Genomic DNA, 17,761 nt, shown 5'->3' with positions numbered 1-17,761 from the left:
CAAGCCGGTGATCTCGACCGGCAGGAAGAGAGTGTCATCCTTGGCACCACTGGACGCTTCGGCTTCGGCCGGCGCGAAACGCGGATCCCGCAGCCAGGTGAAGATCAGGTTCGAGTTCATCGCATACCGGCGCGCAACCTGCGCCACCGACACACCGGGCGCGCATGTTTGCCGGCAGATCGAGCGTTTCTCCTCGTCAGACCAGAACCGCTTCTTCTGTCCCTTCATGCCCGTCATGGAGTGCCTCAAGATGTCCATTATCGATCATGGACATTATCGACAGCAGAGGCTCACCGTCAGAGCGGTCACAACGGACGGATACGTTCCTGGCAGATCAGACGAGGATCATGTCTTCGGTGATCTCGGCCAGGGTGGTGTTCAGATGGGTGATCTCGACCCCCTGATCGATAAACACCACGTCATTTCCGACCTGGCTCATGTTCGCAATGGCGTCTCCGGCGGTGCCGTAGCCAAAGCCGGTGAACTCCAGCACATCCCATGCCTCGATGCCAACCACCTGATCCGATCCCGGTGCGGCGGTGTCGAACTGGAAGGTGTCGGACAGGATGCCGCCAAACATAACATCGTCATCCGCGCCCCCAACCAGCAGATCGTCCTGACCCAGCGCCCACATTTGATCGACCAGATCGTCGGCCTGAGCATTGGTCGCGCCGGCCCCAATCGCAAGGATGGCGATGACCTGAGGACGGGTCATCGTCCCGGCATCCAGTTGCGCCGGCCAGAAGGACAGAGCGGTCGGATCGGCCCCCCGCTCCAGCAGCGTCTGGTAGACCAGCGTCACGAACTGCTCATTGGTGGTGCCACCGTACAGCGCCGTTGCCGCATCGGAGCTGAACAGATCGGTTGCAACGCTCAGCAAGGTTTCGCCCTGCGCCAAATCCAGAGTGATCGCCTCCAGTTGGGCTGCGCCGGGTTCTTCGCCGGTGATGCCGACAAAGACACGATAAGCCTCGTCGATGAAGTCCTGCTGATAGCCTGCCTGCGAGTATTCCAGCGACACCGGGCTGGTGTTGGCCACAAACTCGGCGCTTTCCGAGAAGGCCACCATGACTTCGGCGCGGGTCATCGTGCCGCCGTCAAGTTGGGCCACCCAGTGGACAAGGCCACCCGGATCGGGTGCCCGATCAAACGCGTTGTCGTACATCTCTGTAACAAACGCCGTGTTGTCGAGCGCGCCGTAGGTGGCAATACCTTCGGGCGTATTGAGGAAGACACCCGCCATCTGGACGACCTCCAACGCACCAGAGGCAATGCCATTGGTCCATGACAGGTGACCGGCGCGGTCGGGCATCCGGTCAAAGGCGGTCTGGTACATGCGGAACACCTGATCGGCAGCCGTATCAAAGACCTCGTTCACCGGCTCTGCCAGCAAGACGTCGTCACCCGTGCCACCCAACAGCGAGTCCTGACCACCCTCACCGAGGATCGTGTCATTGCCTTCCATGCCATCCATCAGATTGTCACCTGCGGTCCCGATCAGCAGATCGTCGCCAGAGGTGCCATCGACCGGCACACTGGGCGTGCGGTTGATCATCAGGACGTCTTCGAGATCCAGTTCCTCGGTGACGCCCTGCAGGATGGCGATGCGGCTGCCGTCGATGGAGATTTCGAGGTTGCCGCCGACAACGACCTGCGTGACCTTGGTGTCCACGTTGGTGTCGTCCACACCCAGATCAATCAGGCCGATGACGTCTTCGCCATGGGTGAAGTCCGTGATGGTGCTGGTGGCAAAGGCATCGCCTTCGGATTTGCCGTAGGACAGGACAAACAGATCATCGCCCTCGCCGCCGGTAAAGGTGTTGCCGCCCTGCCCGACCAGATGGTCGTCTTCGGCGGTGCCGTTGATGGCAACGGCCTCATCAAAGATCTGGATCTCTTCGTATTCCATCAGCAGCGTCGTATCGTAGAGCGTCGCCGGCTTGATGTCGCCCTTGACGTAAAACGCAACGTCGAAGTCGTCGGTCATGTTCAGACCGTTTTCTGACACCAGGCCACTGTTGTTGGCCCAGCCTGCACTGATCGACAGCGGTGAGACGGGGAATCCCCAGTCCAGCAAGTTGATCACGGTCGCGGTATCCTCACCGACTTCGTACTTTACCTCGTCGCTGGTGATTGGCAGCGGATCGCTGGGATCAATCGGGATCACGACGCTGGGCAGGTCCTGACCGTATTTGTCAGGCTGCAAACGCCAGCGCGGGCCAGAGATGTATTCGCCGTCCACATCAAAAGACGCCTCGAACGGCTCGCGGTCCATGGTGGTGTACCAGGCGTTTGTAAACCCTTCGAGCATCCCTTCGTCGACGCCGCCGATTGCCGCCAGCATGGAGCCTGCGGCTGCCTGGGCCAGGTTTTCATCCTTGAGGATGGTGCCCGCCGGATACATCGTGCCGTCACCGGCATACCCGCCGGATACATCGTGCCGTCACCGGCATAATAGTCGTCGGTGGTCACCCAGACCTCACGCGGGCCGTTGCCGTCAAGATTGTAGTCGGTGACAATCGAATAGGTCGGCAGCGTCCCGATGGCGGCCTCGTTTTCAAAATCTTCGGGGCGGATCTGGTCGTTGGGATTGTTGGTGATCGTGTGGTTGGTCACCAATTCGGCGCTCGTCACCTTGTAAAGCGGCAACAGGCCAGTGCCTGAATCGACCTCATTCCACTCGTCCGGCAGGTCCAGCGTCGCCTCAAGCCGGATGTCGTTGGGCCGCTTGATCAGGTTGCCCCAGCGATACAGCAGCTTGCCGTCATCCTTCATCGTCACCGAATAATCGCTGCTGTAGGCGATGTCGTAGGAGATGGTCGATTCATTGGGGTTCAGAAGATCCTCGATGTTCAGAACACCATCATCGTTCTTGTCAGTCACGCCATAGACGATTGGATTAGCCAGCAGATCGGCCACATGCTGCCCGTCCCAGAGGGGGTTCTGGCTCAGCAGGATCAGATCGTCGTCCAGCGCGTAAACCGCCGACGGGTCGTCGGGATAAGCCTGATCCGAAAGGACCTGTTGCATGACGGCGTAATGTTCGGTCGAGGCCTTGACCGTGTTGCCACCCAGACCCGACAGCCAAGTGCCCAAAACCGCAGGGGTCTTGAAGGTGTCGGTCGGCGCGTCGGAGACTACGAGACCCAGTTGTTCACCAGCAGAGCCGGTCAGATCACCGACAAAACCTTCGCCATAGTCGTAGTCGCGGATTTTATCCTCTGCGCCCAGGAAGTCGGTTACATAGAACCCGAACTCACTGTCCACCGGGTACAGCATCACGCCTTCTTTGGTGATGGTCGGGACCGCTGTGAAATCGACGATTGGGGCATCTCCGGCGGGAATATCGCCTTGGGTCAGGCCGTCATAGGTGCCGGTGACGTCATCGGTGCTAAAGACATGCGATGACGTGAAGGTCGGTGTCGTAATGGTCGGCTGGTCGGCCATAGTGGTGGTCCCTCATAGGTCAGAACTGTTGGACGATGCAGGCACGAATCGCTCGACGCGCGCGATACATCTCAGTTTCCTAATATTTAATGAACTGGTGCCCGCCGCATTGATTTGCGTCAATACATCGAGATTATACAATGTATCGTTTAGATCGAGACAATTGGCCCAGGTCCGGTGACGCGACCGCGTGCGCACGACGTCCCATAACTGCGTCAGGACTTTTCGACCAACGACGTCAGCGTTCTAAACGCCGCAGTTGTACCGAGTGTGCAACAGGATCTGGGTCGGGTCCGGTTCACTGGTCACACCTTCAAGAAAGGCACCGATCCAGCGGACCGCCTGTGTCAGCTCACCTTTCAGATCATGCGCCACGATGAAATCTATTGTACCGGCCTGCAAAAGCCCGCGTGACACTGGCGTCAGTTCATGACCCACAAGGATCGTGTCGTCCGAACGGCCGGTTTCCACCAAAGCCTGCGCCACCCCCCGGTTGGCCCCGGCCACGTTGTAGATCGCGGGGGGCACACCATTTGCCGCAAAGTAGTCCGCCAGATGTCGGCGGGTGGTTTCGGGGCTGTCATCCGAAATCAGCGGCTCATCGATCCGCAGATGGGGAAAGCTGGCGCGCAATACGCGGCGAAAGCCCATTTCACGATCCTTCTGGCTGCGAAACGCCGCGCTCATCACCAGCAGGATGGGCAAGGTCGTCTTTGGCAAGGATCGACCGATCACCTGCGCGGCCACGCTGCCTGCCGCGTGCTGGTCATTGCCAACATAGGTGTTGCGGCGCGAGCTGGGCAGATCGCTGGTCAGGCAGACAACCGGCTTGCCGACCCGCCGCAATTGCCGGATTGCACTGTTGATCGCGGGATGCTCTCGCGCGACGACCACGCTGCCATCTGACCGCTTGCCCTCTTCCAGCAAACATGCGGCAAAGACATTGGCGTCCAACGCATTGGTCACGGTAAAGGCACCGCTCACGACGACCCCCGGCTCACTGCGGTGCAGCGCCGCGATGGCCGATCTGACCTCTCCGTTAAAGCCGTCACCGGATTCGCAGTGCAGGGCGATACGCAGCGGTTTGGTCACAGAGGTTTCCTGCCGCAGTTTCTCAAAGGCCGTGCGCACCCGCTGGCGGGTCTGTTCGCGCACACCGGGGCGGTTGTTCAACACCCGATCCACCGTTGCGGGGCCAACACCGGATACCAAGGCCACCTGCTGGATTGTCGGGCCTTTCCAGGCCGTTTTGCGATCTGGCGTGGTCATGGACCCTCGCCCCCCCCTTTGACGACGGATTCACGCGCCACCTTACCGTTTTTGATGCTAAACACATCATTTTTTCCCGGATTAGAGGCTTTGAGGTTTAGCGGTAACTGGGCATACTCTGGCCCACAATAAGGGAGGAGGCTGCCGCAAAAGGTGGCCCTGTCACATTGACATACGGGGGGTGCCGCAACGGGCGCATGTTCCACGAGGCGGAAATTTCCGTGTCTGGGCATGTATTTGCCTGACTGGTCGCGTCCCTTGGCATGCCCGACGTCAAAGAGATGAAAGGGAGGCGCACATGAGCTTGATGGAACTCAGGCAAGTGACCAAGAGTTTCGGTGCAATCCACGCGCTGAACGGGGTCGACCTGAAACTGGAGCCGGGAGAAGCCGTCGGTCTGATGGGTGACAACGGCGCGGGCAAGTCGACACTGATGAAAATCATCGCCGGCAATTTCCCCCCGACAACCGGCGAAATCCGCATCGAAAACAAACGCGTCCATTTCACCAAACCCATCGACGCGCGCGAAAACGGCATCGAGATCGTCTATCAGGATCTGGCCCTGTGCGACAACCTGACGGCGGGTGCCAATGTCTTTCTCGGGCGTGAGCTGAAAAGAGGCATCTGGCCGTTCCGCAAGCTGGACCATCAGGCCATGAACACCCGCGCTGGCGAATTGTTCGGAGAGCTGAAATCGGAAACCCGGCCCCGCGATCTGGTCAAACAGATGTCCGGCGGTCAGCGGCAGGCGGTGGCCATCGCCCGCACCCGCCTGTCCGAACCCAAACTGGTGCTGATGGACGAACCCACCGCCGCCATTTCCGTGCGGCAGGTGGCCGAGGTGCTGAACCTGATCAAGCGGCTGAAGGATCAGGGCCACGCCGTGATTCTTGTCAGCCACCGGATGCCCGACGTCTTTGAGGTCTGCGACCGGGTCGCCGTGCTGCGGCGCGGAACCAAGGTCGCCGACAAGAAGATCAACGATACCAGCCCGGAAGAAGTGACCGGCCTCATCATCGGAGCGATCCAGGCAGCATGACCGACAATACCCAAACCCCGCAAGACGCCCACGACAAGACCGTGCAGACGCCCTCGATCGACCACGCAGCCATCGACGAAAGCATCACGCTGCGGCAAGAAGTGTCGGGCATCGGTGCCATCCTGCGGACCCAGCCGTTCTGGGTCTTTGTGGCGATTTTCGCCATCGGCGTGGTGATGACCTTTGTTTCCGATGCCTTTCTGACCGAACGCAATATGTTCAACATCACCCGCAACATGGCCTTTTTCGGCATCATGGCACTGGGCATGTCGGCGGTGATCTGCACTGCGGGCATAGACCTGTCTGTCGGATCTTTGATGGGACTTTGCGCCATCAATCTTGCGCTGGTGCTGCAGGCCGGTTGGGGGGTCGAGGTCGGCTTTCTCGCCTGTATGTTCACCGCCGCCGTGGTGGGCTTCATCAATGGCGTTCTGATCGCCTATGTACGGCTGGCGCCTTTTGTGGTGACGTTGGGGATGCTCGCGATGTCGCGGTCCATCGCCATGGTCATTTCGAACAACAAGATGGTCTATGAATTCGGCCCCGATCAGGATCTGTTCGAACAGATCGGTGGAGGCAGTCTGCTGGGCGTGCCCAACGTCGTCTGGGTGCTGACCGCCATGACGCTGTTTTTCCTTTGGGTCTGGCGCTATTCGCAATGGGGCCGTTGGGTCATTGCCATTGGCGGCAATGCCCACGCGGCCAAGCTGTCGGGCATCCCGGTCGAACGGGTGATCGTCTCTGTCTACATGGTCTGTTCCATGTGTACCGGCGTCGCGGCCTTTATGTTCATCGGTTACACCGGCTCTGCCACCAATGGCATGGGCGCGACCTATGAGCTCAACGTCATTGCGGCCAGCGTGATCGGCGGCGCCAACCTGATGGGCGGTGTGGTCTACGCGTTGGGCGCGCCCATCGGCGCCGCGCTGGTCGAGCTGATCCGGAACTCGCTGCTATTGGCCGGAATCCCGGCGCTATGGCAGCAATTCTTTGTCGGACTGTTCCTTATTCTAGCTGTCTTGCTGGAACAACTCCGCAATCGCGGGGGCAAATAATGGCCCCCAACTTCATGACAACGGGAGGAAAATTCATGAAGAAACTACTGACCGCAACCGCGCTGCTGGGCGCACTGGCCGCACCGGCCTTTGCCGAAAGCCATGGCGGATACACTTTTGCGCTGGTGCCCAAGGCGATGAACAACCCGTTCTTCGATCTGGCGCGCGACGGCTGTCACGCCGCCCAGGAAGAGCTGGCCGACGTGACCTGCGAATACATCGGCCCCGGCGAACACACCGAACTGGAGCAGATCCAGATCGTTCAGGACTTGATCACCAAAGGCGTTGACGGGATCGCGGTTGCGCCCTCGAACGCGCCCGCCATGGCCAAGGTGCTGAAGGGCGCGATGGACGCAGGCATCCCGGTCATGACCTGGGACTCGGACCTGCTGCCCGAGGATCTGGCCCTGCGGACCACCTATGTGGGCACCAACAACTACAACATCGGTGTGCATCTGGCTGAACTGGTTTTGGCGCGTCACCCCGATGGCGGCACCATCTGCCTGCAAACCGGTGGTGCAGCGGCAGCCAACCACAACGAACGCCTGCTGGGCGCGCGTGAAACACTGGCCGCCATGGACCTTGGCGATCCTCCGGGTCGGATGCTGGACGGCGACAAAGGCTGGACCGAGATTTCGGGCTGTCCGCTGATCACCAACGACGATGGCAACGTCGCCGTTCAGGGCATGACCGACATCTTGGCCGCCAACCCGGACCTGACGGCGTTCCTGTCCACCGGCGCGTTTACCCAGTGGTTTGACAACGCTTATCGCAATGCCGCCGAGCCCTACAAAGGCAAGATGGACGCCGGTGAACTGACCATCGTGGTGGCCGACACGCTGCCGATGCAGCTGGCACAGACCAAGGACGGTCTGGGCAACGGCCTAGTGGGCCAACGCCCCTATGAAATGGGCTACAAGGCCATGTATATCCTCAAGGATATCGTCGAAGGAAAGGACGTCGAGGATCCGATCTACACTGGACTCGACATCTGCAACAACGACAATGTCGACACCTGCGTAAAGTGATCGACACCGCCTAAGACATGACGGCGGCGCCCCGGCGCCGCCGTTGCCATGGGGGCGCTGCCCCCGCCGCCCTTCGGGCGTCCCCCCGGGATATTTTTAGACAGAAGAAACAAAGAAGTGAGGGCAGATGGACAAGGTCAGATATGCCGTCGTCGGCGCGGGCTGGATTTCACAGATCGCCTTTATGCCTGCGGTGGCGCAGACGGGAAACTCGCGGATCACCGCCATGGTCAGTGGCAATGGCCCGGCGGCACGGGAACTGGCCGATTTTCATGGCGGCGCGGAGGTGGTTGGATATGACGGCTATGACGATCTGCTGGCCTCGGACCGGATCGACGCGGTCTATATCGCGCTGCCCAATTCTTTGCATGCCGACTACGCCATTCGCGCGTTGCGGGCGGGCAAACATGCGCTGGTGGAAAAGCCGCTTGCGCCCACAGTGGCCGAATGTGAGGCGATGATTGCTGCGTCCGATGCCTCGGGCGCTCTTTTGATGACCGCCTACCGACTGCACCACGAACCCGGCACCGTCGAGGTTCTGGACCGCATCCGGCGCGGCGAGATCGGTGATCCGAGGCTGTTCAGCTCTGTCTTCGGGTTTCAGAGCGACGCCGGAAACCATCGTCTGCGCGCCGAGCATTGGGGCGGACCCTTGCAGGATATCGGCGTCTATTGCCTAAATGCGGCGCGGCATGTCTTTGGCGATGAACCGATCGAGGTCTGCGCAATGGGATCAAACGGCGACAACGCCCTGCGGTTTTCCGAAGTCGAGGAAAGCGTTGCTGTCACCTTGCGCTTTTCACGCGGGAGGCTGGCGCAGTTTGTGGCCAGTTTCGGCACCGATGCGCAGGACAGCTATACCGTGCTGGGCACAAAGGGGTCGCTGCATGTGGAACCGGCTTATCGGTTTGAGACGCATGTCGCGCTGCAGCAACGTGCAGACGGGGTCGAGCAGTCTGCCTTTACCGCGCCCGACTGCGACCATTTCGGTGCGCAGACTGCCTATTTTTCGGAGTGTATCCAGCGCGGCACCCAGCCCGAGAATGACGGCGCGGAAGGCTTGGCCGATGTCGCCATCCTGCGCGCGATAGAAGCCGCGATGCAGACCGGCCAGTCACAAAAAATATCCTTGCCCCCACGTCCGGGCCATCCCGGCCCGGAGACGCTGCGCGACGTCCCGCGCACCGAGCGCCGGCTGGTATTCTGAACGGAGCACAATATGACCCGAATTGACGCCCATCACCATTTTTGGCATCCCGCGCGCGGCGATTATGGCTGGATGCCAGCCGACAACCCGATCCTGAGCCGCCCCTACGGTCCGACAGACCTGACATCGACGCTACAAGACACTGGCATCACGAAAACCGTGCTGGTGCAGGCCGCGCCGACGGTCGGCGAAACCGAATACCTGTTGGGTATCGCGGACAGCACGCCGTATGTCGCGGCGGTTGTGGGCTGGATCGATTTCGAGGATCCCAACCAGATCACCACACTGGAACGGCTTGCCCGGCATCCAAAGTTCGTGGGCGTGCGTCCGATGATCCAGGACATTGCGGATGTTGACTGGATGCTGAAGCCGTCGGTGCAATGGGCCTATCAGGCGCTGGTCGATCTGGATCTGACGTTTGATTGTCTGGGCTTTCCGCGCCATCAGGCGAACTTTCTGACGCTCCTGCAGCGCTACCCGGAGCTGCGCGCGGTACTGGACCATTGCCTGAAACCGCAGCTGCGTACGCACTCGGAGGCGCATCTTGCCGACTGGGCCGAAGGGATGACGGCATTGGCTAAGGGGACTGAGGCCTGCTGCAAACTCTCCGGCATCGTGACCGAGGCGGATGACATGCCCGATGAGGCGCTGCTCAAGCGCTACACCGATCATGTGATCGCGGCCTTTGGCCCGGCACGGGTGATGTGGGGATCGGACTGGCCCGTGGCGCGGTTGCGCTGCGACTATGGTGATTGGTTTGACATGGCGGATCGGTTGACAGCGGATCAGACCGAAAATGCCCGAAAGCAGATATTTGGCGAAACGGCTGCGGCGTTTTATCGGATCTGATTGCGCCGCTGTTTTGCCAACTCCGGGCGAGGTTGCTTCACCGGATGCTAACCCTGCAATTGACCTCTCATCGCAGCAGACGGTCCAAGGTCCGGCCCGTCCGGGCCAGATGCCGCGCCCGTCTATCGGCGGATGAGCTTTCGATCTTGTACAGGGTGGCAAAACCCGTCCGGCAGCGCGGCGCACAGAGCACGCGCAGGCCGCGTAACAGGGTTCGCCGCCCCGGCGCGCCGACCCAGCGCGTCAGCCACCACCCGGCACCACAGGTCGTAAAGACCCCCAGCCGCGTGATCCCCGTCAAGCCCGGGCGGATCGGTTTTTCCGGATCGCGCGGCACCTTGAACGCCACACCGGGCAACAAGACCCGGTCCAGCCAACCTTTCAACAGCGCGGGCAGCCCGTACCACCAGGTTGGATAGATGAAAATCAGCGTATCGCACCAGATCAGATCGTCGACCTCTTGCGCCACGCCGCTCCGGTTGGTGGCCTCGTCCAGATAGCCCGCCAACGCCGAAGCCGACAGCACCGGATCGAAGCCACGCGCATAAAGATCATGCTCGCGGACCTCAGCCCCCCTGGTCGCCAAGCGCGCCATCACAACCCCGCGCACGGCGGCGGTGAAGCTGTTTGAGGATGGATGGCAAAAAACCACCAGTGCGCGCATTTCAGTCCAGCCCCTGGTTCCGACTATATCCAAATACCCCGGCGTGCATGACGCATATAGCGCCTGTCTTCCGGGCTGCCGACCTCGGCCCGTATTTGGGGGATAGGACACTTCTGGTCAGGTCGCCAGACAGGATCATCCCCTGTGCCCCTCATGACCATAAGCCCGGTTCTTGACCTTTCGCAGCCCGGCAGTCGCCGTGCCCGCCACGTCCCTGTGCGCCAGTCTGAGCGGTCTCGGCGTCCGCCTGCACAAGCCCCATTTACCACGTCTGATCGTGTCCTAGCGTATCTGTCCCCAGCTGAACGAACGTGAAAATCGCCTCGACAAAAGGCAGCCATTGCACTCCCCTTGTCGCCCTGAAAGACTGACGCGAAAGAGATTGTACCGTATGGCCCCGATCACATTCATCCACTCCTCGGACCTGCACCTTGGCCGTCGTTTTGCCAATATCCCCGAACCGCAAGATGGCAACATCCGCGGCCGGTTGATGGAGGCGCGGCATGGTGCCATCCTTCGTCTGGCAGAGACCGCGCGCGCCCACGGGGCCGCGCATGTCCTGCTTGCGGGCGACACGTTTGACACCGCCACGCCCTCGGCCCAGGTGCTCAAGCAGGCGCTGACCGCGATGGCAGAGGACGGCGGGATCAAGTGGTGGCTGTTGCCCGGCAACCACGACAACCTGCGCAACGCCGAACCGCTGTGGGATCGGCTGACGGCAGAGGCCCCGCCCAATGTCCACGCGCTGACCACCGCCACACCGGTCATGCTGGACGACAGCGCCTGCCTGCTCCCCGTTCCTGTCACGCACCGCGCGCCGGGACGTGACCTGACCGATGTGCTGGGCGCGATGCCCTCGCCCGAAGGGGCGCTACGGATCGGTCTCGCCCATGGCGGCGTGACCGATTTCGAGGACACTGGCGCACATATCCCGCCCGACCGGGCCGACACCGCGCGGCTGGATTACCTTGGACTTGGCGACTGGCACGGGCGGTTAGCCATCGGACCGCGCACCCATTACCCCGGCACACCGGAACAGGACCGGTTCAAACACGGGCGGCGCGGCGTTTGCCTTGTGGTAAGCATTGACGCGCCCGGTGCCCTGCCCCGCGTGGACGAGGTCGAAATCGGCCATTTCCTGTGGACCGAACAGGAACTGTCCATACAGGCCGGACTGAACACGCCCGAGGCGCTAAGTGCCCTCTTGCCCGCCCGTGGCAGACGTGACGTGCTATTGCGCGTGCAGGCGACCGGCTGGGCCAGCCTTGCGCAACGGGCCGAACTGGAGCGCGCCGCCTTTGCCGCTGCCCCCGAATTCGCCCATTTCGACCTGATCACGGAACGCCTGGGCGCGCTGCTCGACACCGTCGATCTGGACGCTATCGATCACGCGGGCGCGCTGCGTCAGGCTGCCGAGGATCTCAAAGACGAGGCCGAGGACACGACCCGCTCTGCCGATGACCGCGGGGTCGCCGCAGAGGCGCTTGCCCGGCTCTATGCCTATGTGACGGACCCCGCCTCATGAAGCTGCGCCGCATCGCTGTCCACAACCTCCGCCGCTTTACGTCGCCTGTCGAAATCACTGGCTTGTCAGAGGGATTGAACGTTCTCGCCGCGCCCAACGAACAGGGCAAGTCCACGCTGTTCGACGGGTTGCAGGCCTTGTTCCGCTATCCCCACAGCGGCAAACCGCGTGAAATCACCGCCCTGAGACCGCACGCCGGAGGCGCTCCAGAGGTTTTGGTCGAGGTCGAAACCGACGAAGGCGTCTTTACCGTGGCCAAGCGCTGGATTTCCAAACCCCGGGCAACTGTTCTCCGCGACGGTCGCCTGATCGCACAGGCCGATGAGGCCGAGGCCTGGATCTCACGCCTGTCTGCCGCCGATGCGGGGGGGCCATCAGGCCTTTTGTGGGTGCGTCAGGGTCTGACCGTCCTGTCCGAAGGCACCCGAAAGGATCAGGACCTGCAGCGCGACGCGCGACGCGACCTGTTGTCCTCTGTCACCGGCGAGGTCGAGGCCATGACCGGGGGCCAGCGCATGGATGCCGCGCTGAAACGCTGTCGGGCGGAACTGGAAAACTACGCCACCGCCACCGGGCGCCCGCGCACCGGGGGGCCGTGGAAGACGGCGCAGGACCGGGTCGAGGCGTTGCGCACCCAGCATGAAGACATGGCCCAGACGGTCGCCGCCTTGCAGGACGACCTGTCCGCCCGCAAACGCGCCCGCGCCGATCTGGTCGACCTGACAGACCCGGACGCAACAGTGCGCCGCAAGTCGCGCCTGGCCGAGGCAACGGCGGCGTTTGCCGCCGCCGAACGGCACGCAGCCCGGATTGACACGCTCACCCGCGCGGTGGACACGGCGCAACTGCAACTGAACAGTTTGCTGACCCGCAAGACCGCGCAGGCCGAGGCGCGCGCCGAAACTGCAGAGGCCACCCAACAGGCGCTGGCAGCGCGCAAGCGGCGTGGATCGGCAGACCAGACACAGGCAGAGGCACAGGCCAACGCCCAGACCGCTCGCGACACCCTGACCACCGCCCGCGCCACATTGGCTGCGGCAGAGCGCGATCTTCAGTCCGCGCAAAACGCAGAGCGCGCGAAAGAAACCAGCCGCCAACGGGCGGACCTGACGGACCGTCTGACCAAGGCAGAAGTCCTGCGCGACACGGCTGACACGGCCCGCGCCGCCGCCACGACAGGCCCCACAGCCGAACATCTCAAAGCACTGGAACGAAAGGCGGCAGCAGTCGAACAGGCGCGCGCCCTGCGGGCAGCCAGCGCTGCAAGGCTGGAAATAGCGTATGAACCGGGCCGCGAAGGCAGCATTCACCGCGACGGCACGGCCCTGCCCGGCTCGACATCTCTGCCCCTGATCTCTGCGACGGACCTGCGAATCGAGGGCGTTGGGCAATTGCGCTTTACCCCCGGCGGCAAGGGCGACGACGGCAGCGTCGATGCCGCGCAAGACGCACTGGACGGCGCATTGCGCAGTTTGGGCGTGGGCGACATTGCCAGCGCCCGCACACAGGCCGATACCCGCGCCCGGGCAGAACGCGCGCTGGCCGAGGCCACAGCCGCGCTGAAGGCGCACGCGCCCAAGGGTCTGGATGCCCTGCATGACGCGCTTGCCGCGTTGCCGGTGCCACCGGCGGAGGACACCCCCAATCTGCTGCCCCTTGTTGAGGCGAAACTTGCCCGCGATGCGGCGGAATCCTCCAGGATCGAGGCGGAAACCGCGCTGGAAACCGCGCGCGACCGGCTTGACCTCGCCCGGACTGAGGCCGCCCGCGCGCAGGCCGCCGCGCAGGCCGCCGAAGACCGCCTGACCCGCGCAAACGCTGCCCTGTCGCGGATAGAACCCATTTCGGACGCGGAGCTTGCCGCCGAACTGGCACAGGCAGAGGCCGCGCTGACCGACGCACAAACCGTCTGCGCAAGCGCCAAGGCCGAGGCGCCTGACCTCGAAAGCACCCGGGCCGCCCTGACCCGCGCGCAATCGGCGGAACGTGCCGCCGAAGACAACATCGCGCGCCTGACGGTGGATCTTGCCCGGTTGGACGAACGCGTGCGCCGCAACGCCGATGGCGCGGTCGAGGAACGGTTGGAGGATCTGGCGCAGGATCTGAAGGCCGCCGAAGCGGACCTGACCCGCATGTCCCGCGAGGTTGCTGTGCTTCAACGCCTTGCCGCCGCATTGGAGGCCGCCAGAATCGCCGCAAGGGATCGCTATTTCACGCCTGTTGCCAATGCCTTGCGACCTCTTCTTCAACTCCTCTGGCCAGAAGCGCAGCTCGAGTGGGACGACACCGATCTGCTGCCGCGCCACCTGATCCGCGATGGGCGCGAGGAAACCGTCGACATTCTTTCCGGCGGCACGCAAGAGCAACTGGCTTTGCTGGTCCGTCTCGCCTTTGCCCGGCTTCTGGCGCAGGACGGGCGCGCGGCCCCTGTGATCCTTGACGATGCGCTGGTCTATACCGACGACGACCGGATCGAGCGGATGTTTGACGCCCTGCACCGGCAGGCTGCCGACGTTCAGATCATTGTGCTGACCTGCCGCCAACGCGCCTTTCGCGACCTTGGCGGGCAACAATTGAGCATCCGGCCACTGTTCCTGACCAGCGACAGCCTGCTGGACATGTAATTCTGATGGATCACAAAGCCGTCCTTGCCCAACTGCCCGCCGACACCCGCAGCGCACTGACGGCGCGTCACGACGCTCCGGGGCTGAAACATCTGGCCACCCACCTTGGCGCAATCCTGCTGGTCGGGGCGTTGATCCTGCTCCGCGTCCCGTTCTGGCCCCTATTCATGCTGCCACAGGGCATCCTGATGGTTTTCCTTTTTACGCTGCTGCATGAGACCGTGCATGACACGCCGTTCCGAACGCACCGGCTCAACCGTGCAGCGGGAGTGTTGAGCGGAGCGCTGTTGTTCCTGCCGCCGATCTGGTTTCGGTGGTTTCACCTTGCCCATCACCGCCACACGCAGATCCCCGGAAAAGACCCCGAACTGGCCGAGCCCAAGCCGGAAACCATACGCGCATGGCTGGTCCACGTCTCTGGCTTGCCGATCTGGATCAGCCACTTTCGCACCCTGTTCCGCAACGCCGCTGGTCGCTGCGACGACGACTATGTGCCCAAAGCCCGCCGCGCCGACGTCACCCGTGAGGCGCGACGGTTGCTCACCCTATATGCCGTTGCCTTGCTGGGGTCCCTGATCGCGGGCAGCGCCGCGCTGCTGTGGGTGTGGCTGATCCCGCTCCTGCTGGGTCAACCGTTTCTGCGGCTATACCTGCTGGCGGAACATGGGCGCTGTGCCTTTGTCACCAACATGCTGGAAAACACCCGCACCACCTTTACCAACCGGCTGATCCGCTGGCTCGCCTGGAACATGCCATACCACGCCGAACACCACAGCTTTCCGGCGGTGCCCTTTCACCAACTGCCCGCACTGCACGCCCATATGGCGCCGCATCTGGCGATCACCGAAAACGGCTATGGCCGGTTCACCGCAACCTATGTGTCAAACCTGCGCTGACGGGAAATCGGTCGAATACCCCTTTGCAACGACGCAAGGCGGCCCTATATTCATCCTGTCCCCTCGGGGACTATGGGCATAAATGCGCATGTAATAAACGGATCGGACCCGGGGGCGGTACCCGGCGTCTCCACCATATATCCCTTGTTGGGGGATCTTGGGGACGAAACAGGATCGACGAACGCGTAAAGATGTGGCTTTGCTTCGGTGAGATACCACCGTTATCGGTTCACAAAGTACAATTGCCAACAACAATCGTGCTCCGGTGGCTCTCGCAGCGTAAGCTGTTAGAAATACCGAAATCTAAGCCCTTGCGCCTAGCAGCGTAAGGCGGGGTTCGCAGGCACCTGGCAACAGAAGCCTGCACTTATCCCCACAATCCAGTCCTCTGAACGTGCTTCAAAGCATGCTGCTTTCGGCCAGGTCAGGTGCTGCGCGCGGCACATTGACAGCCTCACCGCGTTCCACGGCACGGCGTTCACGCCCCATCAGCTCTCCCCGAATCTCACGCAAAAGGTGCCGGTGATTGGCCGCACGGTCGGCGAATTCCGCATAACGCGCGCGGCGTTGTGCGACAAACTCCCACCAGCGATCCTCATCCAGCGCGTAGCCTGCGGCGAAATTATCGGCCTTGTAGCCCATCTCATAGACCCGCTTGCCCAGAAGAACCGCCTGATACACCTGCGCCGAGAACAACACGGCCGAATCCAGATCACCGGGCTGTGGCAAAGCGTGCCGCCACAGCGCCAGGTTTTCCGCCAGGGCGTCCGATACCTCTAGCTCTTCGCGCGCGTCGATCCAATACGGGCTGTCGGTCCGGTTCCCCAGTGCATAGTGCAGGCAGATAAAATCACGCACCTCGTCATACAGCCGCTCCATCTGGCGGTTGTAGCGGTGGCGCAGCGGGGCAGCATAGCTGGTGTCGGGGAAATAGGTAATCAACGCCCGCACAGCCATGTCGATCATGTGGATTGCAGTCGATTCCAGCGGCTCGATGAACCCACCCGACAGCCCCACCGCGACGCAGTTCTTGACCCAGTTTTCGCGGTTTCGGCCAATCCGCATCGGAATCACCCGCGGCTCCAGCCCCTCACCCGCCGAACCGACCCAGGCCATCAGCTCATCGCGCGCCTGTTCATCTGTGCGATGCGCGCTGGAAAACACATAGCCGGTGCCGACGCGGTTGAACAACGGCACACGCCAGGTCCAACCAGCCCCCATCGCAGTCGACCTGGTCATCGGTTCAATGTCATCACTTAGGTGCGGCACCTGAACCGCCATGGCACGATCATTGGCCAGATACTTGGAATAGCTGATGAATTCGCTGCCAAGCGCCTTGTTGATGATCAACCCGCGAAAGCCGGTGCAATCCAGCACCAGTTCGACGTCGTGCCGCCCGCCTTTTTCCAGATGCAGCGCCGCGACCTTGCCCGTCTCATCCAGTTCCACGTCCTGAAGGTTGTCAAAGACATGGACCACGCCGCGCGCGATGCAAGTGTCGCGCAACAGGGCCGAGAACTTGCCCGCATCCAGATGATAGGCAAATCCAGCCCCTTGGGCAAACTCCCCGGCGCGGAATGGCCGCGGCCCGCGCAGGCCATCGCGCAGGTCCAGGCAGGGCGAAAAGAGGTGAACAAAATCAAGGTCTCCGGCGCCGTACTTCAGGTAGTAGGCCGCCAACGGCGCACCGTTCAAAGGCGGCGGTGCGTCAAACGGATTGACGTAAGAGATCGGCTGGCCATCCGCATCCACGTTCCAGTGATCGAACAGCACGCCCAGCTTGAAAGAGGCATTGCAACAGCGAAAAAACTCCGCCTCGGAGATGCCGCAATCGGCCAGCGTGCGCGGCATGTTGGGCACCGTCGCCTCACCCACGCCCACGGTCGGGATATCGGGAGATTCAATCAGCGTGATCTGGATCGCGTCCTCTGGCGGACGCTTTTCGCGCAACAGGCTATTGAGCAGCGAGGCCGCAAGCCAGCCAGCGGTGCCGCCACCAACGATGGTGATTTTCCGGATCGGTGCTGTCATGCCCTGCCCCCACTGTTCCCTTGCGTCAGCCTACCCCGGTTGCGGCACAAAGCAATGCCGCAAGCGGGCTTGACCCGCGCCGACAGCCTGTCACACCGGGCCCTGGATATTTCAGCAAAGCGCAGAC

The 17,761-nt window shown here is 62.2% G+C and carries 14 protein-coding genes and 1 other RNA gene; 9 read left to right on the top strand and 6 right to left on the bottom strand.

Translation table 11 applies throughout. The features are described from left to right. The 4 genes from CHB90_RS11035 to CHB90_RS11025 all read right to left on the bottom strand — a co-directional run. Positions 1–237, bottom strand: a 237-nt coding sequence (locus tag CHB90_RS11035; RefSeq protein WP_141135852.1) for a transposase, incomplete at its 3' end; no start/stop codon positions are given. Between the two features lie 97 nt (positions 238–334). Continuing rightward, positions 335–1,555, bottom strand: coding sequence for a DUF4214 domain-containing protein (locus tag CHB90_RS26970; RefSeq protein ID WP_281256099.1), 1,221 nt, complete (start codon positions 1,553–1,555; stop codon positions 335–337). Positions 1,556–2,163: 608 nt separating this feature from the next. Continuing rightward, complete coding sequence (locus tag CHB90_RS26965; RefSeq protein WP_245823222.1) at positions 2,164–3,447, bottom strand: hypothetical protein; 1,284 nt, start codon at positions 3,445–3,447, stop codon at positions 2,164–2,166. A gap of 246 nt (positions 3,448–3,693) precedes the next feature. Then, positions 3,694–4,716 (bottom strand): LacI family DNA-binding transcriptional regulator, encoded by a 1,023-nt coding sequence (locus tag CHB90_RS11025; protein ID WP_089277922.1) that lies wholly within the window; start codon positions 4,714–4,716, stop codon positions 3,694–3,696. Between the two features lie 298 nt (positions 4,717–5,014). Between CHB90_RS11025 and CHB90_RS11020 the strand changes: the two genes are divergently transcribed. From CHB90_RS11020 to CHB90_RS11000, 5 genes are all read left to right on the top strand, one after another. Next, positions 5,015–5,755, top strand: coding sequence for an ATP-binding cassette domain-containing protein (locus CHB90_RS11020; protein ID WP_089277921.1), 741 nt, complete (start codon positions 5,015–5,017; stop codon positions 5,753–5,755). Beyond that, complete coding sequence (locus CHB90_RS11015; RefSeq protein WP_089277920.1) at positions 5,752–6,810, top strand: ABC transporter permease; 1,059 nt, start codon at positions 5,752–5,754, stop codon at positions 6,808–6,810. Before CHB90_RS11020 ends, CHB90_RS11015 begins: the two co-directional genes overlap by 4 nt. A 35-nt stretch (positions 6,811–6,845) precedes the next feature. Beyond that, a complete protein-coding gene (locus CHB90_RS11010) occupies positions 6,846–7,838 on the top strand; it encodes a sugar-binding protein (protein ID WP_089277919.1) in 993 nt (330 codons plus the stop codon). 127 nt (positions 7,839–7,965) lie between these two features. Then, positions 7,966–9,045: a Gfo/Idh/MocA family protein gene (locus CHB90_RS11005; protein ID WP_089277918.1), complete on the top strand. Its 1,080-nt coding sequence runs from the start codon at positions 7,966–7,968 to the stop codon at positions 9,043–9,045. A 12-nt stretch (positions 9,046–9,057) separates the two neighbouring features. After that, positions 9,058–9,894: an amidohydrolase family protein gene (locus tag CHB90_RS11000; protein ID WP_089277917.1), complete on the top strand. Its 837-nt coding sequence runs from the start codon at positions 9,058–9,060 to the stop codon at positions 9,892–9,894. 67 nt (positions 9,895–9,961) lie between these two features. Here CHB90_RS11000 and CHB90_RS10995 read toward each other — a convergent pair whose 3' ends face one another. After that, positions 9,962–10,558, bottom strand: coding sequence for an NAD(P)H-dependent oxidoreductase (locus CHB90_RS10995; protein WP_089277916.1), 597 nt, complete (start codon positions 10,556–10,558; stop codon positions 9,962–9,964). Between the two features lie 391 nt (positions 10,559–10,949). Between CHB90_RS10995 and CHB90_RS10990 the strand changes: the two genes are divergently transcribed. The 4 genes from CHB90_RS10990 (at position 10,950) to ssrA (ending at position 15,971) form a co-directional block, all read left to right on the top strand. Continuing rightward, entirely contained in the window at positions 10,950–12,083 is a 1,134-nt protein-coding gene (locus tag CHB90_RS10990; RefSeq protein WP_089277915.1) for a metallophosphoesterase family protein, read from the top strand. Beyond that, complete coding sequence (locus CHB90_RS10985; protein ID WP_089277914.1) at positions 12,080–14,707, top strand: AAA family ATPase; 2,628 nt, start codon at positions 12,080–12,082, stop codon at positions 14,705–14,707. Before CHB90_RS10990 ends, CHB90_RS10985 begins: the two co-directional genes overlap by 4 nt. A gap of 5 nt (positions 14,708–14,712) precedes the next feature. Continuing rightward, positions 14,713–15,603 (top strand): fatty acid desaturase, encoded by an 891-nt coding sequence (locus CHB90_RS10980; RefSeq protein WP_089277913.1) that lies wholly within the window; start codon positions 14,713–14,715, stop codon positions 15,601–15,603. Between the two features lie 18 nt (positions 15,604–15,621). Continuing rightward, positions 15,622–15,971, top strand: a transfer-messenger RNA (tmRNA) gene (ssrA, locus tag CHB90_RS10975). Between the two features lie 31 nt (positions 15,972–16,002). Here ssrA and CHB90_RS10970 read toward each other — a convergent pair. Further along, entirely contained in the window at positions 16,003–17,634 is a 1,632-nt protein-coding gene (locus CHB90_RS10970) for a tryptophan halogenase family protein (protein ID WP_089277912.1), read from the bottom strand. Between the last annotated feature and the right edge of the window lie 127 nt (positions 17,635–17,761).

This window comes from Antarctobacter heliothermus (genome assembly GCF_900188425.1).
Taxonomy (GTDB): Bacteria; Pseudomonadota; Alphaproteobacteria; order Rhodobacterales; family Rhodobacteraceae; genus Antarctobacter; species Antarctobacter heliothermus.
The sequence above is the reverse complement of the archived record's forward strand: the minus strand, read 5'-3'. Positions and strand labels throughout refer to the sequence as shown.

Bases quoted from the DNA above. Each gene is read 5' to 3' on its own strand.
- CHB90_RS26970 (WP_281256099.1), bottom strand. From the start codon at position 1,555: ATGATCAACCGCACGCCCAGTGTGCCGGTCGATGGCACCTCTGGCGAC.
- CHB90_RS10980 (WP_089277913.1), top strand. From the start codon at position 14,713: ATGGATCACAAAGCCGTCCTTGCCCAACTGCCCGCCGACACCCGCAGC.
- CHB90_RS11020 (WP_089277921.1), top strand. From the start codon at position 5,015: ATGAGCTTGATGGAACTCAGGCAAGTGACCAAGAGTTTCGGTGCAATC.
- CHB90_RS11010 (WP_089277919.1), top strand. From the start codon at position 6,846: ATGAAGAAACTACTGACCGCAACCGCGCTGCTGGGCGCACTGGCCGCA.
- CHB90_RS11000 (WP_089277917.1), top strand. From the start codon at position 9,058: ATGACCCGAATTGACGCCCATCACCATTTTTGGCATCCCGCGCGCGGC.
- CHB90_RS11025 (WP_089277922.1), bottom strand. From the start codon at position 4,716: ATGACCACGCCAGATCGCAAAACGGCCTGGAAAGGCCCGACAATCCAG.
- CHB90_RS11005 (WP_089277918.1), top strand. From the start codon at position 7,966: ATGGACAAGGTCAGATATGCCGTCGTCGGCGCGGGCTGGATTTCACAG.
- CHB90_RS11015 (WP_089277920.1), top strand. From the start codon at position 5,752: ATGACCGACAATACCCAAACCCCGCAAGACGCCCACGACAAGACCGTG.
- CHB90_RS26965 (WP_245823222.1), bottom strand. From the start codon at position 3,447: ATGGCCGACCAGCCGACCATTACGACACCGACCTTCACGTCATCGCAT.
- CHB90_RS10990 (WP_089277915.1), top strand. From the start codon at position 10,950: ATGGCCCCGATCACATTCATCCACTCCTCGGACCTGCACCTTGGCCGT.
- CHB90_RS10985 (WP_089277914.1), top strand. From the start codon at position 12,080: ATGAAGCTGCGCCGCATCGCTGTCCACAACCTCCGCCGCTTTACGTCG.
- CHB90_RS10970 (WP_089277912.1), bottom strand. From the start codon at position 17,634: ATGACAGCACCGATCCGGAAAATCACCATCGTTGGTGGCGGCACCGCT.
- CHB90_RS10995 (WP_089277916.1), bottom strand. From the start codon at position 10,558: ATGCGCGCACTGGTGGTTTTTTGCCATCCATCCTCAAACAGCTTCACC.